Genomic DNA, 19,526 nt, shown 5'->3' with positions numbered 1-19,526 from the left:
ATGACATATTAATCGGCTTGTCTACTCTTTATATTGAAAATCTATGTTGCCTTAACGGATTTATAACAAACATATTACTATTGAGTGACAAAGGTTAATCGTATTTGAATTTATGTTACACAATTTATATAATAAAATTAATATCTTTAAAATTTTTGTAGGAGTGGGGGGATTTTATCAATACCTTCAATATATTCTTAAAACGACTTTATACTAAAAAGTATTTTCCACCTTTTATTACATTCATTTTAATTTTACTTAGTTCCATTGCTATCTTAAGCTTAACAACGAGTGAATTAATGATGATAGAAAAAGAGTCTGTCGTTTTAAGAAGTCAACCAGCAACAAATAGCCAAGCCATTGATACCATCGATATAAACTCTACTGTGAATGTTATATCCGAACGAAATGGTTGGTTACGAGTGCGTTATAAAGGAACATCTGAAGGTTGGATTCCAAAGTGGTTACTTGATAACGATAATTTAGTAACTGATCAAAATCTTGCCGCTCATTTGCTTGTTGTATCACCAATATATTCTGAGCAAACAACTGATTCACAGCAGTTAGCTGACATTGATGCGGGCACTTATTTAATTGTTAATTTCGAAAGTAATGGCTGGGTGCAAGTTGTCTATGAGAACCAATATGGCTATATTCCAACGAGTTCTGTAGAGTTAATCCATCAAGATGCGATTCCTGAATCAGTACCTGACCCTGAATCAACAGAAGAATCTTTACCAGATGAAATGACGCAAGAAGAATTAGAAGAAGCTGAAAGATTAGTAATCGTACGACAAGAAAACCAAGCCTTCTTATCAGCACCGGATTTATATTCGGACATCATCTATACACCATCTATCAATCAACGCTTTAAACTCATTGATATTACTACTGGTACAGATGAAACTGAGTTCTATTTGGTTGAAGATGAAACTGGTATTAGAGGATACATTGAATCTCGTATCGCTGCCCTTGGAAGCGACTCGTTAAATCATGTCGGCACAACCAATCCTGGTTCCTTAGCCGACGCAACCATAATGATTGACGCAGGTCATGGTGGCGAAGATTCTGGAGCGATTAGCTTAGATAATATTACATATGAAAAAGATGTTACTTTACGGACAGCAGAAATCTTACAGGAGAAATTGGAAGCTGCTGGTGCGACTGTTCTTCAAACTCGTTCAACTGATGAATTCGTTGACTTAGATGAGCGAACAATCCTAAGTAACGAAGCCAATGTCGATGCATTCTTATCACTTCACTATGATTCGTCACCTGTGCCTGATTGGCACGGGACCACGACTTATTATTTCCATGAAGATGACTTTGATTTAGCTGATAATATTAATCAACAACTGGCTCAGTTTGAATTGCCAAACAATAACGTTGTCTTTGGTAATTATCATGTTCTAAGAGAGAATAATCGACCAAGTGTTCTATTAGAGCTCGGATATATGAGTAATAGTACTGATATTGATTATATTCGTTCTCAAGAATATCTTGATCGTATTACTGACTTAATTGTCGCTGGTTTAGAAAATTACTATAATCAGTAATATAAATATAAAAATGACGCTATCACATTCAACGTGATAGCGTCATTTTTATTGATTTATAAACTTCTATTTTTTGAATCTAAGAGAATTGTTACCGGACCATCGTTTATAATTGATACTTTCATATCAGCACCAAACTTTCCGACTTCAACTTTGTAGCCGTACTCTCGCAAAGCTTGGTTAAAATCTTCATACAATGTGTTTGCCATATCAGGCTTCGCTGCATTGGTAAAACTTGGCCGGTTCCCTTTTTTTGTATTACCATATAAGGTAAATTGGCTAATCGATAGAATATCTCCACCAACATCTGATAAAGAAAGGTTAACTTTACTGTCCCCATCTTCAAAAAGTCGCATATTGGCTACTTTTCTAGCTAAGTAAGCAACATCTTCTTGAGTATCCTCATGCGTCACGCCAACTAATAACACGTAGCCTCGGTCTATTTGTCCGAAAATTTCGCCGTCGACTTTAACATGACTCTCTAAACTTCTTTGAATTAAAACTCGCATCATAACAACCTTTCTTTTGAACTATCAATAACTATTGAATAAAGAATATTATCCCGTCACACGTTTTACTTCATAGACATCTGGTATATTTTTCAATTTATTAATTAAATCATCTAACTGCATCGTATTCGAAACAGCCACTTTAAGTGATACTGTAGCGGAACTATTTTTATCTCGTTTCCCGTTAACACTTAGTAAACTTTTCACTGTATGGCTGACAACATGCAGAACATCATTAATTAAGCCGGCTCGATCAAAACCAATAATGAATAATTCTGTGATATATTCTTCGGTTGGTTGGAATTCTTGATCCCATTTAACATCAATTAATCGATCGTTTAATTCCGTTTCTGCTAACAAATTAGGGCAATCTTTACGGTGAACTGAAATCCCTCGTCCACGTGTAATATAACCAATAATTTCATCACCAGGAACTGGATTACAACATTTACTTAAGCGAATCATTAAATTATCGGCACCTTCAACCACAACACCACTCTCATGGACGGTTCTTTGGCGTTGACGATTTGAAGCCTCTTTTGAAATAGTTGTGTCATTATCAAGCATTTCTTCTTCAGCTTTTTCTTGTTTTAAATCTAAGAAGTTAATTATCGTTGACACACTAACCTCACCTAATCCAATGGAAGCAAATAAATCCGTTAAAGTATTGAAGTTAAAGCGCTCTAATAAACTAGCTTCGACTTTTTTATTATTTAATACTTTTAGTGAGTGGCCTGTTTCTTTCAGTTCTTTTTCTAAGATACTTTCGCCAAGTTCACTATTCTCTTCAAGGTCTTGGAGTTTAAAGAACCGTTTAATTCGGTTGCGGGCTTTACTCGTATTAGTAAACTTCAACCAATCACGACTGGGTCCGTTCGAATTTGAATTAGTCAATATGTTAACAATGTCACCATTCTTCAGTTTATAATCTAAGGCGACAATTCGTCCGTTAACTTTAGCACCAATTGTTTTGTTCCCTATTTCGGAGTGAATGTGATAAGCAAAGTCAATCGGACCAGAGCCTGTTGGAAGTTCCATCACTTCTCCGTTTGGTGTAAATACATAGACTTGATCTTTAAATAAATCTTCTTTAACAAAATCCATAAATTCACTGGCATCTTTAGCATCATCTTGTAATTCAACTAAATCACGGAACCATGTCATCTGTTTATTGATACTATCTTCTTCATCAACCTTACTTGTCTTACCTTCTTTATAAGCCCAATGAGCTGCCACCCCATATTCAGCAACCATATGCATTTGTTTAGTTCTAATCTGAATTTCAACGGGTTTGCCACTCGCTCCTATAACGGTCGTATGAATCGATTGATACATATTCGCTTTTGGCATGGCAATATAATCTTTAAATCTGCCAGGCATTGGCTTCCACTGCGTATGCACAGCTCCCAATACAGCGTAACAATCTTTAATTGAATCAACAATGACTCGAATAGCTAATAAGTCATAAATATCATCAAATTCTTTTCTTTGGTCCACCATCTTACGATAAATAGAATAAATATGTTTCGGTCTTCCTGAAATATCTGCTTCAATCCCTAACTCTTCAACCGCAACTTTAATCTCATCAATTGTTTCTTGAATAAAGTTCTCGCGTTCCGTACGCTTCGTGTCCATCTGATTCACAATTGAATAGTAGTATTCTGAATTAACATAACGCAATGCAATGTCTTCAAGTTCCCACTTAATGGAGCTAATCCCTAAGCGATCAGCTAACGGTGCATAAATATCAATCGCTTCTTGTGATTTCTCAATCTGCTTTTCTTTACGCTGAAATTTCATCGTTCGCATATTATGTAATCTATCGGCTAATTTTACGATAATTACTCGTAAATCTTTACTCATTGCGAGTAACATTTTTCGATGGTTTTCGGCCAAAGCCTCTTGTTTACTTTGGAATTTCAATTTACCTAGTTTAGTAACTCCGTCAACTAAAAATGCAACGACTTCACTAAATTCATTCCGGATATCATCCAATGTTCGATCCGTATCTTCAACGACATCATGTAACAAACCTGTAGCGATTGTTGAAGGATCTAATTGTAACTCTGCCAAAATACCTGCTACTTGAATGGGGTGAATAATATAAGGTTCACCGGATAAGCGAAATTGGTCTTTATGAGCTTCCGTTGCATAATCAAGCGCACGCTGAATAAACTCCAAACTACTGTCATTCATGTACTTTGCACATAAATCAATTACCTCTTGTGCTGAAAAATCTTGTCCTTGCAAATTTATTCACCTCACTTCTTAAAATATAAGCGCAATTATAACCTAATTATACTCATTTAACAATATTGTGTTTTTTTCTTTGTATTTCATTATAACAAAAGACTGTGCCTTTGTTTAGCACAGCCTTTATTTGTGTTTTAAATTAGCTTAATAGTTATCATTAGATGTCGATAGTGTTCCTGATACAATTGCGATTCCTTTTGAAGCTCCAATACGCGTTGCTCCAGCTTCAATCATAGCGATGGCTTCATCATAATTACTTACGCCACCACTTGCTTTAACACCTAAATCTGGACCTATGGCTTCACGCATTAATTTAACATCAGCTAGCGTCGCTCCTCCAGTAGAGAATCCAGTTGAAGTCTTAACAAAGTCTGCTCCAGATTCTTTAACGACTTCTGATGCTTTACGTTTCTCGTCATCTGTCAATAAAGACGTTTCAATAATTACTTTGGTTGTAATTGACTCATCAACCGCTCCAACAACTGCTTTGATTTCTTCTAGAACATAAGCCCAGTCTCCATCTTTAGCACGAGAAATATTGATGACCATATCAATCTCATCTGCGCCATCTTTGACAGCTTGTTGTGCTTCAAAAACTTTTACTTCCGTCGCATTTGCGCCTAAAGGGAAACCAATGACCGTACAAACTAAGCTATCTGAGTCTTTTAATAATTCTTTGGATTTTGCAACAAATGCTGGGTTAATACAAACTGATTTAAAATTATATTCTGCTGCTTCTTGGCATAATTTTTCAATTTGTTCCTCAGTTGCATCTGCTTTTAATAAGGTGTGGTCAATATATTTTGCTAATTCCATTCTATCTCCTCTTTCTATACTTCTAAATGATAACTCATTGCGCTTAAAGCGTATATAGGTGCCGTTTCGGCTCTTAAAATCCGTGGACCTAAACTACATTCAATATACCCTACTTCTTTCAATTTGGCTACTTCTAACTCTGTTAAACCACCCTCTGAACCAAAGACGATGATTAAATTATCCCCTGCTTGAACTTCTTTCAAGGTTTCTTTAAGTTGGCCGTGTTGTCCTTTCTTAGCAGTCTCTTCATAAGCAATTAATTTATGCTTATAATTATCGGCTTCTTTTTGCAAAGTATCAATGGTAGATAAATGATTAATCTCTGGGATCACATTACGGTGGCATTGTTCTGCTGCTTCTTTACTAATGCGTTCCAGTCGTTCGATTCGGTTACTAATTTTATTACCTTTCCACTTTACAACATCTCTGTCCAATGCCAAAGGGATAAATTCATTCATCCCGCATTCGGTTGCCTTTTGAACAATTAAATCAATCTTGTCATTCTTTGATAAACCACAAGCAATAGTTACTTGAATGGGTAATTCAGTTTGTTGGTCTTCTAAAGCATTTATAATTCGTAAGTTTGCTACGTTATCTTCAATTGTCTCTATCTTTGCTTTATAAGCGATATTTGTTGAATCTACGATTATAACTTCGTCATCAATCTTTCCTCGCATCACTCGAACAATGTGATGATTATCAACTTTTTCTAGTTGAATCTGTTGATTAACTTCTAGGGCTTGATTTGAAAAATAACGTTGCATTAGTCCATATCTCCCTTAACAACAATATAATTTACCCATTCTCTCATCTGAGTTTTTTGATAAATTTCAAAGTTGTGAGTTTCAATTGCTTCTTCAATAAACGACGCTTTCTCATTTAAAATACCGCCTAAAATCAGATACCCATTGTCATTCAGCAATTTATGAGCATCAGAGAATAAATTTACTAGAATATGCGGCAAAATATTCGCAACAATGACATCCGCTGTTTGGTCAATCCCTTTTAGTAAATCATTTTCAATAAAGCGAATTTTTTGCGCGTCGATTAGATGACTAATCATTTCATGATTCTTTTGGGCATTTAAGTTACTAATGGCAGCATTGACTGCTTGAGGATCAAAATCCATCCCTAACACTTCTTTAGCTCCAAAAACAGAAGCAATAAAACTTAAGATTCCTGTCCCAGTGCCTACATCAAGAACGGTTTCTCCCCCTTGCATAACCATCTCAAGTGCCTGAGCACTAAGGCGAGTTGTCGGGTGATTCCCAGTACCAAAAGCAACGCCTGGATCCATAAAAATGACTTGTTCAAACGGTGCAGCTTCATAATTATCTTGCCATTCAGGCACAATGGATAAAAAGCGAGAAATTCGCTCTGGTTTATAATATTGCCTCCAATTTTCATGCCAATTTTCAGTTTCTAAATCAGCCACTTCAATCTTAAAATCACTTGTTCCAACAGTTTTTAATTGTTCTTCAAGTTTTTCTAAATCAATCTCAGATTCATAATAACCAATCACTTCGACGGGATGATTTAAGTAATCTTCAGGTAGTTCTTCTGGAATTTCACCAAATAAATTAGGATGATTTTCTAAATACCCTTGTGCATATTTAATTTCATTGCCTACTGCACCCGCTTCATTTAAATAGTAATTGACTAAATCTATATCCACTGTTTGCAAGGAATCTAACGTTACTTTTATTTCTTTCCATATTTTATCCATATTCAACACTCCTTAATTAATATCTTCATGATGTGGAAAATAAATGGGCGTTTTACTATAGCGATTGCTTTCAATTAAGCGGTTTTGGATTGCTTCAAAGTCACTCCATTTCCATTTCAATGAAAATTCTTCCACATCCGTTTCTGAAAGAAAATCAAGCCACTTGACATCAACAGAAGACGATAATTTTTTTAAGTATTTAACAATTACTAAACATTTTCCGTAATCAATTCCACGCTCACTATTCACTGGTATTGACACAATGTAATCCTTATCACTGAAGCGTTTATAACCGTCCTTGTAAATCATAATTTTTATATTATATACGAGGTCAGTTTGATGGCTGATGTTGTCATAATTATCTATAAAAGAAAGATTATTCGGATTTTCTAAATTCATTTGGAATATTAACTCAATCGCATTCTCTCGCTCTTGCCATTCAATAGCCCATTCACAATGAAAATAAGACTCCTCAATAAGTTGTTCAAACACATTTAATATATTTGCTCTATTCATTCATACACCACCTATTTAATCATTACATATTATGACTGATTTTCTAAGATAATTCAATTTAATTAACAACCACCAAGCTTATAATATGACATTAAAATTATTTGTTTTTTTCTCGCTATGTAGATATATTTTGTGAAAATATCATTTTACCCTTGTTATTCAAGACTTAACGCATTATAATGGATTAGCAATTTGTCTAATTTCATGGCATAATAAATGAAATTTAGTCTTTAAACTTAAACAAAATCGCTACTTTAGAGTTTTGCTTTGATATTTATTCAAAGTCATAGTAAACTTATAATGTGATTAATCTAAAGTGCCATTCTAATAAAAATATATAATATACGAGGTGAATATAATGGCAGAAAAAAACTTAACAGCAAAAGATATTTTGCAAAAAGAGTTTAATAAATCTGTTCGTGGATACAATACTGCTGAAGTTGATGAATATTTAGATAGTATCATCAGAGATTATGATTCTTTCCAAAAAGACGTAGTTTATTTAAAAAATGAAAACGAACGTCTCATCAGTAAAGTGGATGAATTAACTAAACAACTTGCTTTAGCTAAGAAAAGTACACCAAACTCTCCAGGGAGTGGCGTGACAAACTTTGATATCTTAAAACGCTTATCTAATTTAGAGAAGCATGTTTTCGGTTCGAAAATTGACAACACGGACAATACGATCGATTACTCTAAAGCAACAAAATATTAATAAATGACTGAGTAAATTTCGGATAATCGCGGTTATTAAATTAACTGAGGAAAGTCCATGCTCGCACAAGCTGAGATGCTTGTAGTGTTCGTGCTTAACGAAAAAATAAGTTAAGGTACCCTATTAGGTTAACGGCGAAAGAACTATCTAAGGCTTCGGCTATGATTTAGTAATTTGTAAAGTGCCACAGAGACGACGCTTATAGGAAACTATAAGATTGGAACGCGGTAAACCCCTCGAGCGAGCAACCCAAACATTGGTAGGGGCATTTCTTCGAGTAGTAAATGAACAAAAGAAGAGAACGATATTATTATCGTAGATAGATGATTATCCATTATCCCTAGTTCCTATGCTAGAGATAATGACAGGACATGGCTTATAGAAATTTACTTATTCATAGGATTATTTAATTGACTCTGGAATCAGAGTCTTTTTTTATGTAAACTTAAAGCGTAATAAATATTGGAGTGAAAATTATGAAAACTTATTCGTTATTAGCAACTTCAGCGGCTGGAATTGAAGCCCTTGTTGCTCGAGAATTAAAATCATTCGGTTACGAAACTCAAACTGAAAATGGACTGGTTCGTTTTGACGGAACTGCAAAAGATATTGCCTACGCTAACCTTTGGTTACGTACTGCAGATCGCGTAAAGATAATCTTTGGTGAATTTGATACAAAAACATTTGACGATTTATTCAACCAAACGTATGACTTACCTTGGGAAGATATTCTTCCGATGGATGCAGAATTTCCAGTAAGTGGAAAATCAATCAAATCAACATTACACAGTGTTCCTAATGTGCAACGTATTGTTAAAAAAGCCATTAGTAAGCGACTGATGGACTTCTATCACCGCCGTACTGACTTACCAGAAACTGGTGCCCTTTACCCGATTGAAGTAGCCATTAGAAAAGATCACGTCATGTTAACTTTAGATACAAGTGGATCAAGTTTATTTAAACGTGGGTACCGTGAACATAAGGGAACGGCTCCAATGAAGGAAAATATGGCAGCGGCGTTAGTTATGTTAACAACTTGGCATGATGACCGTCCTTTATATGACCCTACTTGTGGTTCAGGTACGATCCTTATTGAAGCAGCTTTAATGGGACATAACATTGCCCCTGGTTTGAAACGTGAATTTGCTGGTGAAAAATGGGATTTAATGAATGAACATTCAGATATCTGGGATAAAACACGTCAAGAAGCTAAAGAAGCAGCGGATTACGATAAAGAATTACAAATCTATGGTACTGATGTTGATGGACGGATGATTGAAATTGCGAAAGACAATGCACGCGAAGCAGGTGTCGGTGACTCCATCGAATTCAAGCAAATGCAATTATCTGATTACCGCCCTACAACTGATTATGGAATCTTAATTTCTAACCCTCCATATGGGGACCGTATGTTATCAGAAGAAGATGTCCAAAACATTTATCGCCAAATGGGTGAATTATATGAAACGATGCCTACTTGGAGTAAATACATCATCACAAGTGATGATAAATTCGAAGAATTTTATGGTAAGAAGGCTACTAAAAAACGTAAATTATATAATGGCCCATTGAAGGTAACCTACTATCAATACTGGGGAACGAAGTAACTCATACCCTTGTAGATTAACAAAAAGCTTGTTGACTGGCGTCTTGCTAAATCAACAAGTTTTTTTATAATTGCTCTAATTCTAATTCGGAATATCTTATATCCTTTGCTATCTTTCCTTCTTTTCTCAATGCTTGCCTAGCTAAGGAATCTGCGCCACGATTTTGAGCTTCAGGAATCCAATTAGCGAAAAATGTAGGCGAATCATTCAATGTTTTTAATATATAATCGAGTAACTTTTTATATTCTTTATTCTTAGCAAATTTTTTGTCTATGGATTGGATGACAATTTTACTATCTGACTGATACATGATAATCTGATTGATATCAAGATGTGTTTTAACAAAGTTTAAAGCACCGATTAATGCTAAAAACTCAGCCACATGGTTATCAACGACTTCAGATATATGTATTTTAATTAATTCTTGTTGTTTACCATGATTGATTTGGATTCCGATACCGGACTCTTGAGTTTTAGGATTAAAAGCAGCATCTGTACTTATTTTTATCATTTTTGACCTCTTATTCTTTTATGAAAGGAACTGACTATGACTGATATCACACCAATGCCTAATAATGCTGAAAATTATTATAGAAAAGCAAGCAACGCTCTAGAAAACAACCAATTCAATAAAGCGATTCAATACTTAGAAAGTAGTTATAATCTTGAATCTAACCCACTCGTTTTCACTGAATTAGTTAGATTATATATTGCTTTTAACAAGCAAGAACAGCTAACTAGATTATGGGAACAGGACCAATTTACATTGGATTTTATCTCACAATCCTCAGAGCTAACAAGTTTGTATGCCCAATCTCTACCGATTATGAGCCCAACGAGCGAAAGTTTAAATAAATTATATCAATTGAGAGATTCAATTCAAAGTTCAACTGCGACGACTGAATTAAATAAAGCCATTACAACCATTTCGGATTTATTAAATGTAAAGCAAGAAATAAATGCTTTAACAACTAAAGAAAGAATTGAGGCATATGCGAAACAGTTACTAGAGAAGTCCCATTTTGAAGTCTTATCTAAATTAAAACTCGTTTATCAAACTGATTTAGACAAGAATTTACCACTTCTGAAAGTACTTCTAAATGATGACAATCTTTTGAATTTTATTAAAAATGACATCTTACATTATATAATTATTAATGGTGAGTTTTTAGATATTGACTATACGTGGCTAAATGTAGAGAAGCATATCCAAACGAAACAGTTAAAGCCTTATACAAGTACGGACTTTTATCAAACAGGTATACGGATCATCGAAGATTATTTCTCACAAACTGATCCTCACTTTGCTAAACAAATTCTAGAATTGTTCAATTTGCATGCGATGGTTTTTTATCCTTTTTATGATGAGGCTATTTCAGATCCACAAAAATGGTTAAACTATACATTATTACAATTCGGCTTAGAAAATGAGATAATTGATATTCTTACAAAACAGGAAAAGGAGTATTACCAACTTGCTCAAGACGAATTAGCACAATTATTCCACGCGTAAATAAAGAGGCCCTCCACAATAAATGGAAGGCCTCTTTACTTATACTCTATCTAAATCTTAAAGAAATAAATTAAAGACATGCCTGACGATATTCAAGGCCTGCCTTTATTAATTTGTTGTCTTTACTTCTTCATATTCGAACATAATATCTTCGTCTTCCACTTGCTCTGGAAGCGATACAAACGATTCAATATCTTTGAAGTTTACAATTGTACGGTCTTCGCAAATATCACGCATCGTAATATCAGATTTACTCCAATATATCTCAACAACGGCACTATTAGTTAATAGTTTGATAATTATTCCGGTCATCTTACTATCTCTGAATTTAAACTCGATCTGATTACCAACTTCAGGACGAATTTTATCCTTTACACTTTCAATCTTGATAAGTCCTTTATCGTAATCAACGTCTAAAATCGCTGCAATACGGGATTTACTCGTACCTCTTCTTAGTTCACGCTCAATAATCTTACGTTCACTTGCTGTTACGTTTTCTGCACTCACGTTAATTCCCTCTTTCCTCGTTGACCTTAACGCTCACTAATACAATTATAACGTATTTTCAAATATATTGCTCACAATATGCTTTTTAGGTTTCACCAGTAATTAAAACGTCAATCGCTTGACCCAAAATCTCAATCTCTAATGGCAATTCTGGTCCATTATCCCCGTCGACGTTAGTAGTAATCGATTCATTATTGATTGACTCAATTTTAAATTTCTGGTCGGATAATCTGAAGATATTATCTGCATCTAAATTAGATAACCCAACCTCGAGTCCTGCTCGAATCGTACTTATTGGCGTATGTCCTTTTATTGCGGATAAGTAACCTTTACCGTCATTGTAATTGGCTCCTGGAACCATAAATTCAACGCCACCAATGCTGTTTGTTAGACCAACAAATAATAAATTTGTTTTAATATCTGTGGCCGTACCATCTGAAGCTGTCACTCGAACTTCATAACCTTTATCGGTAAAGAATGCTTTCATACCGTCTCTTACATAAGCAAGAGCGCCGAAGCGATTCTTATCATCTGAAGCTGTCGTCATTACTTCTTCCGCAATTGGTCCTAATGCAATTACATTAATAAATATACGATCATTTACTTTTCCAACATCTAATTTATCGATCGAAACAGTTTGAAAATCTTCAATCGCTTTTTTTGCGTTCATTTTATATCCCAATGCACGGCCTAAATCATTAACCGTCCCCATTGGAACAAAGCCAAATACCGGCTTATCTTGAGCTTCAATAATTCCATTTACCGTTTCTGACACTGTACCATCGCCACCTAAGCAAATGACTGTGTCAAATCCATCTTTTGTTGCATTTTTACTCCATTTTGTTGCATCGAATTCTTCTTCAGTAATTTTTATCTCAACTTTAGATTGATGATAATCTTCAAGAACATTCTTTAATTTTTGAGCATACTTTTCTCCATACCCTTTTCCTGCAACTGGGTTTGTTATTAACAATACGTTTTTCAGCATAAAATTCACCATCTTTGTGATATATTTATTATTATCTAAATAATATTATACCAATTTAGATAATAATTCACATCTATAATATGATTTTTCTATTACATTTATATGAATTTTAGCTAAAACCTGTTACCATTCTTGATTTAATAGTATAATATATATTCAGAAAACTGTAGTATGCAACTACAAGGAGGACAAATAATGAAGAAAGAATTTAAGGTGTTATTATACTATAAATACGAGACTATTGATGATCCTGAGCAGTTTAGAGAAGAGCATCTAGCCTTTTGTAAAAAAACTGGCCTAAAAGGACGTATTTTAGTTGGAACTGAAGGTATTAATGGAACTGTTTCTGGTACAATCGAACAAACAGAGAAATATAAAGAATTTTTACATTCTCTTCCAGGATTTGAGGACGTATGGTTCAAAGAAGATCCTGCTGATGACTATGCTCATAGTAAAATGTTTGTGCGTGTACGTGAAGAAATCGTTTCGTTAAACTTAGAGGATGACATCGATCCACTAACAACAACAGGTAAACATTTAAAACCAAAAGAATTCCGTGAAGCGCTAGAAGACGAAGATACCATTGTATTAGATACACGTAATGATTATGAATATGACTTAGGTCACTTTAAAGGTGCGCTTCGCCCTGAAATTCGTAACTTCCGTGAATTACCTGAATGGGTAATAAACAATAAAGAGAAATTCATGGACAAAAAAGTCGTTGTTTATTGTACAGGAGGCGTACGTTGTGAGAAGTTCTCTGGTTGGATGCTTCGCGAAGGTATCACAACAGAAATTGGCCAATTAGAAGGTGGAATTGATACATACAGTAAAGACCCAGAAACTCAAGGGGATTTATGGGAAGGTCAAATGTACGTCTTTGATGAGCGTATCTCAGTACCAATTAACCGCGTATCACCGACTATTGTTGGTAAAGATTACTATGACGGAACGCCTTGTGAACGTTATGTAAACTGTGCAAACCCAGATTGTAATAAACAAATATTAAGTTCAGAAGAAAATGAAGCAAAATATGTCCGTGGATGTTCACCAGAATGCCGTCGTCATCCGCGCAATCGTTTTGTAAGCGAGCATCATCTTACAACTTCTGAATGGCAAAATCGCTTAGAAGCCATTGGGGAATCTTTAGAGAATACCGAAACGGCTTAATAATAAATTTTAACAGGAAGATGGTGAATCAATGACTGATAAACATTCAAAAAATAATTCTAATGATAGTAAGTTTTTTGATATTTCATTTGACGAGCCTATTGAAGATAGCCACTCAAATCGTAAAGTTCCGTCTGAAGATACTAATGAATCAAATAACCATCCCTCTTCTAATAAGTGGGATAACTTTTATGATGATTTTCAAGAGGAACAACAAGAACGCTATTCTGATATTCGGAAGGAAAGCTCTTCTAACTCGGACTTTAATAAAGAAAATACATCACCCGATAATAAATTCGATCCGAATAAATCAAGTTTAATGATAAACCGGTCAATTAAACGGGTTCAAAAGTTATTTAGCGAAACAAATGAAGCGCCCTCTTCTACTTATTCAGATATTAAATCAGCGAAAAGCCGAGATTTAAATGAACGAGCCAAAAGAGCCTCTCTTAACACAAGCAACATTCCGTTAAGAGATGATGCAATCAAACGAAATATTGTAAGAGAACGCAGAGAATCAGAACTCAATGATCAGCTTTATTCTGATAAAAGTGCCTATAAGCCAGTCTTTTCATTATCTGATACAGAAGATAATAAAGAGGAGCCGTTGAATAATAACTCAACACACAATGCGGCTTCTGATCTCCCAAGTCCTGATCGATTATTAGCTGAACGAGAACGACGTCGTAAAGAAAGAATCACACAACTTGAAAGTATGAGTTCGGACAAAGAAATTGAAGATTCGTATCAAACAACTAAGTCACCGTCAGCTTCAACAAACGACAATCATGACGATTCTAAGGATACTGATAACAAACCAATTGTTCCAGTAATGCCTATACCTCAAGTGATTGACCCTACTCCACTTGCGGGTGAAGCAAATGTACCTGATTCTGAGTCTCGAATCCGAACAAATGACTTTGATGATGTTGAAAAGCAAGCTAAGATAGATGACGCTGAGCAATTTGAAAGTCAATCAGATGAACACTGGGCTGATTCAATGGATTCAATACATGTGTTCAACCCTAATGATGAAACCGTATCAGCCGCTCCCTTAGGTCAAAGCATTGAAAATCCCGCTGGGACTGCGGCATTAGCCGGAGGGGTTGCTGCAAGTACGGACTTTGATGATGAAACTGATGAAGAGGCAATCGATCCTAAACAACACAAACGTCAAAAGAAAAAAGATAAATACTCATTAAAAAACTTTTCATTAAAAGAAAAAACATTTTTTGGTATTAATGTTACTTTCAATGTTATTAAACGATTAATTATGTATTTAATTATTATCATCGTCTTAACAGGAGCACTCATTGGTGGTACAGGTATCGGATTCTTTGCGAATCTTGTAGCAAATACGCCCCCTCCTAATGAACGAGAGATGGCAGAGCAGATTAATCGTCTAGATCAACAAAGTACATTGTATTATGCTGACGGAAACCCAATTGCCAATGTCCGGACAGATATTGTTCGTTCTGTTGCAAATCTAAACGATATTTCAAATTATATTGTCGATGGTTTTATTGCAACTGAGGATGAATATTTTGCAGAACATCCGGGAATTGTTCCAAAAGCATTGCTTCGTGCTGTTCTCCAAACTTTCTTAACGGGTTCGGGTACAGGTGGTTCAACGCTAACACAGCAATTAGTTAAGCAACAAATGCTAACAAATGATGTCACTTTCTTTAGAAAAGCGAATGAAATTCTTTTAGCTTTAAGATTAGAAAACTATTTTACTAAAGAAGAAATATTAACGGCTTACTTAAATGTGTCTCCTTTTGGTAGAAATAACAACGGAGATAATGTGGCTGGTATTGTAGAAGCAGCCGAGGGTATTTTTGGTGTAGCACCTGAGGATGTTACTTTAAATCAAGCCGCATTCTTAGTCGGTCTTCCTCAAGACCCGTATACTTATACTCCTTACGATCAAAATGGAGAAATCCGTGACGAGGCTTCCCTTCAATTTGGTATCGAACGAATGAATGAAGTTTTATATCGTATGTATCGTGCTGAAAAAATTACTAAAGACGAATATGAAACAGCCATTGCTTATGATATTACTCAAGACTTCTTGCCACCCGAGCCGCGTGAAGAAATTCGTCAATCATACTTATATCAAGCGGTTATGAATGGTGCCATTGAGGAACTTATGTTATTGAACATTCAAGACGATGGATACTCATGGAAGCAAGTCTATAGTGATGACGAATGGTACAATGAATATTACTTTGCGGCTGAAGAACAGTTACGTACTGGGGGTTACCGCGTATATTCTACAATCGATAAAGAAATTTATGACCAACTCCAAGAGTCAGCTAGAGCCTATGAGGATCAGCTTGGTGCGGTTTATGATGGTGTCTACACTGACCCTGAGACTGGTGTGGAAACATACTATGTGGAAGAAGTTCAAACTGGTTTAGTTGCAATTGATAACAATACAGGTGCGGTCCTTGGATTCGTAGCGGGAACTGATTTTGAGAATAACCAAATTGACCACGCTTTCCAAATGCGTCGCTCACCAGGTTCAACCATTAAACCGCTGGCCGTTTACGGACCTGCAGTGGAGAACAATATCATTAACCCTTCTACAGTTATTCCGGATACAGCTTTTGTAGAAACTTATGAAGATGGTTCAACTTGGGCACCAACGAACTATGGTAGTGTTGTGAGTGATACATTAATGACCGCTCGAACTGCCCTATTAAGATCAGATAATATACCTGCGGTTCGTATTTATGACGAATTGCGTTCTCAAGGTATTCCTATCATTGATTATCTTGAGCGCATGGGCTTCAATACTATTGACTCATATACTGAAGAAGATACAAACAACTTAGCCTTTTCTCTAGGTGGTGTGACTACTGGTCCTACTGTTCTAGAAGAAACACGTGCTTTCTCAACGTTTGCTAACGGTGGAGAGTACGTAGACGGTCACTATATTGAACGTATCGAGGATGCTTTTGGTAATGTTGTATTCCAACAAAACGAAACTCCAACACGTGTATTCTCGGAAGATACGAATTATATAATGATTGATATGTTACGAGATACTATGACTGAAGGTACCGGACGTACAGCGAATGAATACATGAATGTGCCAGGTGACTGGATTGCAAAATCAGGTATTAGTGAAAACTCTAAAGATATATGGTTTATTGCTTCCACCCCATCGATTACAATTGGTTCTTGGATTGGTTATGATTCAAGATATGCTGATTATACGATTGATGTGAATGATGGTTTTGACCGTGAAAGTGTTCGTAGTCAAATTTATTGGTCTCGTATTGTAAATGATTTATATGAACTTCGCCCAGAAATTTTCGGTACGGAAGAAACTTTCGTCCAACCTGATTCTGTCCGAGAACAAACTGTTCTAGAACAAACGGGTACACTTCCAGGTAGATTTACTTACAATAGCAATACTTATCAGTTAACTGGACCAACGAAGACAGAGCTATTCAAGGTTTCTAACCCCGCACCTGAGTTAACTTTTGACTTTATGTTAGGAGCTACTGAAGAAGATCTTGCTCGATTCTGGAATAATGTTCGTTCAACTCAAGAGCAACAAAGAAGACAGCAACAGCAACAGCAGCAGCAACAATCATCACAAGAAAGTGTTGAAAGTAATGAAGGCGATGAAAGTAATCAGGATGAATCTACTGAAGATGAAACAACAGAGAATCCAGATGAAAATAATAACCCAAGCAATGAGGAACAACCGGCAGAGTCAACACCGGAAAGTTAATAATCAAGAAAAGACACTGAGTACTACTTTATTAGTAGTTTTCTCAGCGTCTTTTTATTATATTTGAATTATATTACATTCTGTTCTAACGCAATAACGCTCTATTTAAGACATGTTGTTAATTGTTTAACCTTCTATCTATTCAGAAGACAAATAGGCTGTCATAGTCAAATTTCTTTGATTCACCTCATATAACAATCAAACTAATGAAAATAGTCCCACTAAACTGTTAACTAAACAATTTAGTGGGATTTTTTTCATAAACATTTAAATTTAGTCTGTGTGTAATGTTGATCCACGATGTTTGATCTTATATGGTAAGATGACTTGTTTCTCTTCAACTTCTTCATTACTCATAATTTTAGTTAACAGACGCATCGCAACCGCACCAATATCATATAAAGGTTGTTGGATACTTGTTAATTTTGGTCGTACAATTTCGGTAACGATTGAATTATCACTTGTAATCACTTCTAAGTCTTCAGGTACTTTAAAGCCTGCGTCTAAAGCAGCGTTCATTAATGCCGCAGCAAATGTATCTTCTTTAACGATAACACTATCTGCTTTAAGCGTTTGTAGTTCTTCTAACACTTTATCTGCATCTGTATATCTTAGTGCTTGTTGGATAACTAAATCTTCATCAAACTCTACACCTTTTTCTTCATATGCAACTTTAAATCCTTCTAAGCGATGTTGAGACGTTAATAATTCTGGCTCATCAGTCACTAAAACAACGCGACGTCCGTGTTCTAATAATTCTGCTGTGATTTCTTTTGTAGCAACCGTGTGATCAATATTCACACTATAATATTCAGGGTTGTTAACTAAAGTACCAGCAAAAACAACAGGGGTAGAAGTACGTTCGATTTCTTTACGGATAAACTCTGAAACATTTTGTCCCATAAAGATAATTCCATCTACTTGATTCGCAAGTAATGTATTAAATACTTGTACTTCCTTCTCTTGACTCTCATCGGAGTTTGCTAAGATAATGTTATATTTGTACATTGATGCAATATCATCTATTCCTCGAGCTAAAGATGAGAAGAATAAATTTGTTACACTTGGTAAAATAACTCCAACTGTCGTCGTTTTTTTACTTGCTAAACCACGAGCTACAGCATTTGGTCGATAATCTAATCTTTCAATGACTTCTGAAACCTTTTTGCGTGTACTAGGTTTAACATTCGGATTACCATTGACAACACGAGATACCGTTGCCATAGAAACCCCTGCTTCACGAGCGACATCATATATTGTAATTGTTTGTTTTTCCATAGGGCTAACCTTCTTTCAAATAAGTATCTACTTGTTGTAAATTTATCACAATTCATTTTTTATTGCAAGCGTTTTATTTCCAGTGAATTACGATTTAAGCAATGTTTTTATGAAAATGATATAAATATACCCAAGACTATATGTTCCTATATTTTCATGAAAATGTCAATAAAAAATGTGAATAATACATTAAATTGGTTCTACAATAAATAGGGTTGATGACAAAAATTAAAATATCATCAACCCTATCTTTGTGTCTTCTAAAAGACGCAGATATTCGTTATATTAAAAGTACCACCAAATAACATAAGGAGAATATCTACGCATGAACCATTTTATCCAAAAAACCTTTCAATTAAAAGACCCAAATATCACGATCGATATGGACCGTGTTGAAGAACAGCATTATAAAGGCCGCTTATCTTTGTTTTACTTTGGCACATTAACGTATGTTCCTAAAGCCTGTGAATGTTGTGGTATCGTCAATGATGCCTATCAAATCGTTAAAAATGGGACGCGTCACTCTCGTCTGACTTTAGCGAGCATAACGGGACTTCCTGCCTACTTAAACTTAGCCAAACAACGCTTCAAATGTAAAACCTGTGGCCAAAGCTTTACAGCGAAAAC

Annotated in this window: 17 protein-coding genes and 1 other RNA gene; 8 read left to right on the top strand and 10 right to left on the bottom strand. The window is 35.3% G+C overall.

Annotated elements, in window-relative coordinates; genetic code table 11:
• Positions 1-299 precede the first annotated feature (299 nt).
• Positions 300-1,556, top strand: a complete 1,257-nt coding sequence (locus ACEN4N_RS03920; protein WP_407089924.1) for an N-acetylmuramoyl-L-alanine amidase — start codon at positions 300-302, stop codon at positions 1,554-1,556.
• A 56-nt stretch (positions 1,557-1,612) separates the two neighbouring features.
• On the opposite strand, the gene dtd is transcribed toward ACEN4N_RS03920, so the two are convergent.
• The 6 genes from dtd to ACEN4N_RS03890 all read right to left on the bottom strand — a co-directional run bounded on the left by dtd (position 1,613) and on the right by ACEN4N_RS03890 (position 7,376).
• Positions 1,613-2,065 carry a D-aminoacyl-tRNA deacylase gene (dtd, locus tag ACEN4N_RS03915; RefSeq protein WP_407089950.1) on the bottom strand — a complete coding sequence of 151 codons (453 nt, stop codon included), beginning with the start codon at positions 2,063-2,065 and terminating at the stop codon, positions 1,613-1,615.
• A 48-nt stretch (positions 2,066-2,113) separates the two neighbouring features.
• Positions 2,114-4,261 (bottom strand): RelA/SpoT family protein, encoded by a 2,148-nt coding sequence (locus tag ACEN4N_RS03910; RefSeq protein WP_407089949.1) that lies wholly within the window; start codon positions 4,259-4,261, stop codon positions 2,114-2,116.
• A gap of 201 nt (positions 4,262-4,462) precedes the next feature.
• Positions 4,463-5,134, bottom strand: a complete 672-nt coding sequence (gene deoC, locus ACEN4N_RS03905) for a deoxyribose-phosphate aldolase (protein WP_407089923.1) — start codon at positions 5,132-5,134, stop codon at positions 4,463-4,465.
• A 14-nt stretch (positions 5,135-5,148) separates the two neighbouring features.
• Complete coding sequence (locus ACEN4N_RS03900) at positions 5,149-5,898, bottom strand: 16S rRNA (uracil(1498)-N(3))-methyltransferase (RefSeq protein WP_407089922.1); 750 nt, start codon at positions 5,896-5,898, stop codon at positions 5,149-5,151.
• The gene (gene prmA / locus ACEN4N_RS03895) at positions 5,898-6,860 is read right to left on the bottom strand and encodes a 50S ribosomal protein L11 methyltransferase (RefSeq protein WP_407089921.1); all 963 of its coding nucleotides are present in this window, start codon (positions 6,858-6,860) and stop codon (positions 5,898-5,900) included. Before prmA ends, ACEN4N_RS03900 begins: the two co-directional genes overlap by 1 nt.
• A 12-nt stretch (positions 6,861-6,872) precedes the next feature.
• Positions 6,873-7,376, bottom strand: coding sequence for a DUF3013 family protein (locus ACEN4N_RS03890; protein ID WP_407089920.1), 504 nt, complete (start codon positions 7,374-7,376; stop codon positions 6,873-6,875).
• Positions 7,377-7,734: 358 nt separating this feature from the next.
• Here ACEN4N_RS03890 and gpsB point away from each other — a divergent pair, with 358 nt between their 5' ends.
• From gpsB to ACEN4N_RS03875, 3 genes are all read left to right on the top strand, one after another.
• Positions 7,735-8,091, top strand: a complete 357-nt coding sequence (gene gpsB / locus ACEN4N_RS03885; protein WP_138403948.1) for a cell division regulator GpsB — start codon at positions 7,735-7,737, stop codon at positions 8,089-8,091.
• A gap of 14 nt (positions 8,092-8,105) precedes the next feature.
• Positions 8,106-8,475, top strand: an RNA gene (gene rnpB, locus ACEN4N_RS03880) — RNase P RNA component class B.
• A 92-nt stretch (positions 8,476-8,567) separates the two neighbouring features.
• Positions 8,568-9,698 (top strand): class I SAM-dependent RNA methyltransferase, encoded by a 1,131-nt coding sequence (locus ACEN4N_RS03875; RefSeq protein WP_407089919.1) that lies wholly within the window; start codon positions 8,568-8,570, stop codon positions 9,696-9,698.
• Between the two features lie 64 nt (positions 9,699-9,762).
• Here the strand turns inward: ACEN4N_RS03875 and ACEN4N_RS03870 are convergent, their stop codons facing one another.
• On the bottom strand, positions 9,763-10,209 hold the full coding sequence (locus tag ACEN4N_RS03870; protein ID WP_407089918.1) for a ribonuclease HI family protein: 447 nt from the start codon (positions 10,207-10,209) through the stop codon (positions 9,763-9,765).
• Between the two features lie 36 nt (positions 10,210-10,245).
• Between ACEN4N_RS03870 and ACEN4N_RS03865 the strand changes: the two genes are divergently transcribed.
• Entirely contained in the window at positions 10,246-11,211 is a 966-nt protein-coding gene (locus ACEN4N_RS03865) for a hypothetical protein (RefSeq protein WP_407089917.1), read from the top strand.
• Between the two features lie 108 nt (positions 11,212-11,319).
• Here the strand turns inward: ACEN4N_RS03865 and ACEN4N_RS03860 are convergent, their stop codons facing one another.
• Together ACEN4N_RS03860 and ACEN4N_RS03855 are read right to left on the bottom strand one after the other, a co-directional pair.
• Entirely contained in the window at positions 11,320-11,718 is a 399-nt protein-coding gene (locus ACEN4N_RS03860; protein ID WP_138403952.1) for a DUF2187 family protein, read from the bottom strand.
• Between the two features lie 85 nt (positions 11,719-11,803).
• A complete protein-coding gene (locus tag ACEN4N_RS03855; RefSeq protein WP_407089916.1) occupies positions 11,804-12,706 on the bottom strand; it encodes a diacylglycerol/lipid kinase family protein in 903 nt (300 codons plus the stop codon).
• A 195-nt stretch (positions 12,707-12,901) separates the two neighbouring features.
• Between ACEN4N_RS03855 and ACEN4N_RS03850 the strand changes: the two genes are divergently transcribed.
• Positions 12,902-13,876: a rhodanese-related sulfurtransferase gene (locus tag ACEN4N_RS03850; protein ID WP_407089915.1), complete on the top strand. Its 975-nt coding sequence runs from the start codon at positions 12,902-12,904 to the stop codon at positions 13,874-13,876.
• 31 nt (positions 13,877-13,907) lie between these two features.
• On the top strand, positions 13,908-17,621 hold the full coding sequence (locus ACEN4N_RS03845; RefSeq protein ID WP_407089914.1) for a transglycosylase domain-containing protein: 3,714 nt from the start codon (positions 13,908-13,910) through the stop codon (positions 17,619-17,621).
• Between the two features lie 273 nt (positions 17,622-17,894).
• Here the strand turns inward: ACEN4N_RS03845 and ccpA are convergent, their stop codons facing one another.
• Positions 17,895-18,899, bottom strand: coding sequence for a catabolite control protein A (gene ccpA / locus ACEN4N_RS03840; RefSeq protein ID WP_407089913.1), 1,005 nt, complete (start codon positions 18,897-18,899; stop codon positions 17,895-17,897).
• 325 nt (positions 18,900-19,224) lie between these two features.
• Between ccpA and ACEN4N_RS03835 the strand changes: the two genes are divergently transcribed.
• Positions 19,225-19,526, top strand: a 302-nt coding sequence (locus ACEN4N_RS03835) for a transposase family protein (protein WP_407093736.1), incomplete at its 3' end; no start/stop codon positions are given.

Origin of the sequence: Ruoffia sp. FAM 20857, assembly GCF_045528645.1 — a bacterium.
Lineage (GTDB): Bacteria > Bacillota > Bacilli > Lactobacillales > Aerococcaceae > Ruoffia > Ruoffia halotolerans.
This window is presented reverse-complemented; position numbering and strand designations above follow the sequence as displayed.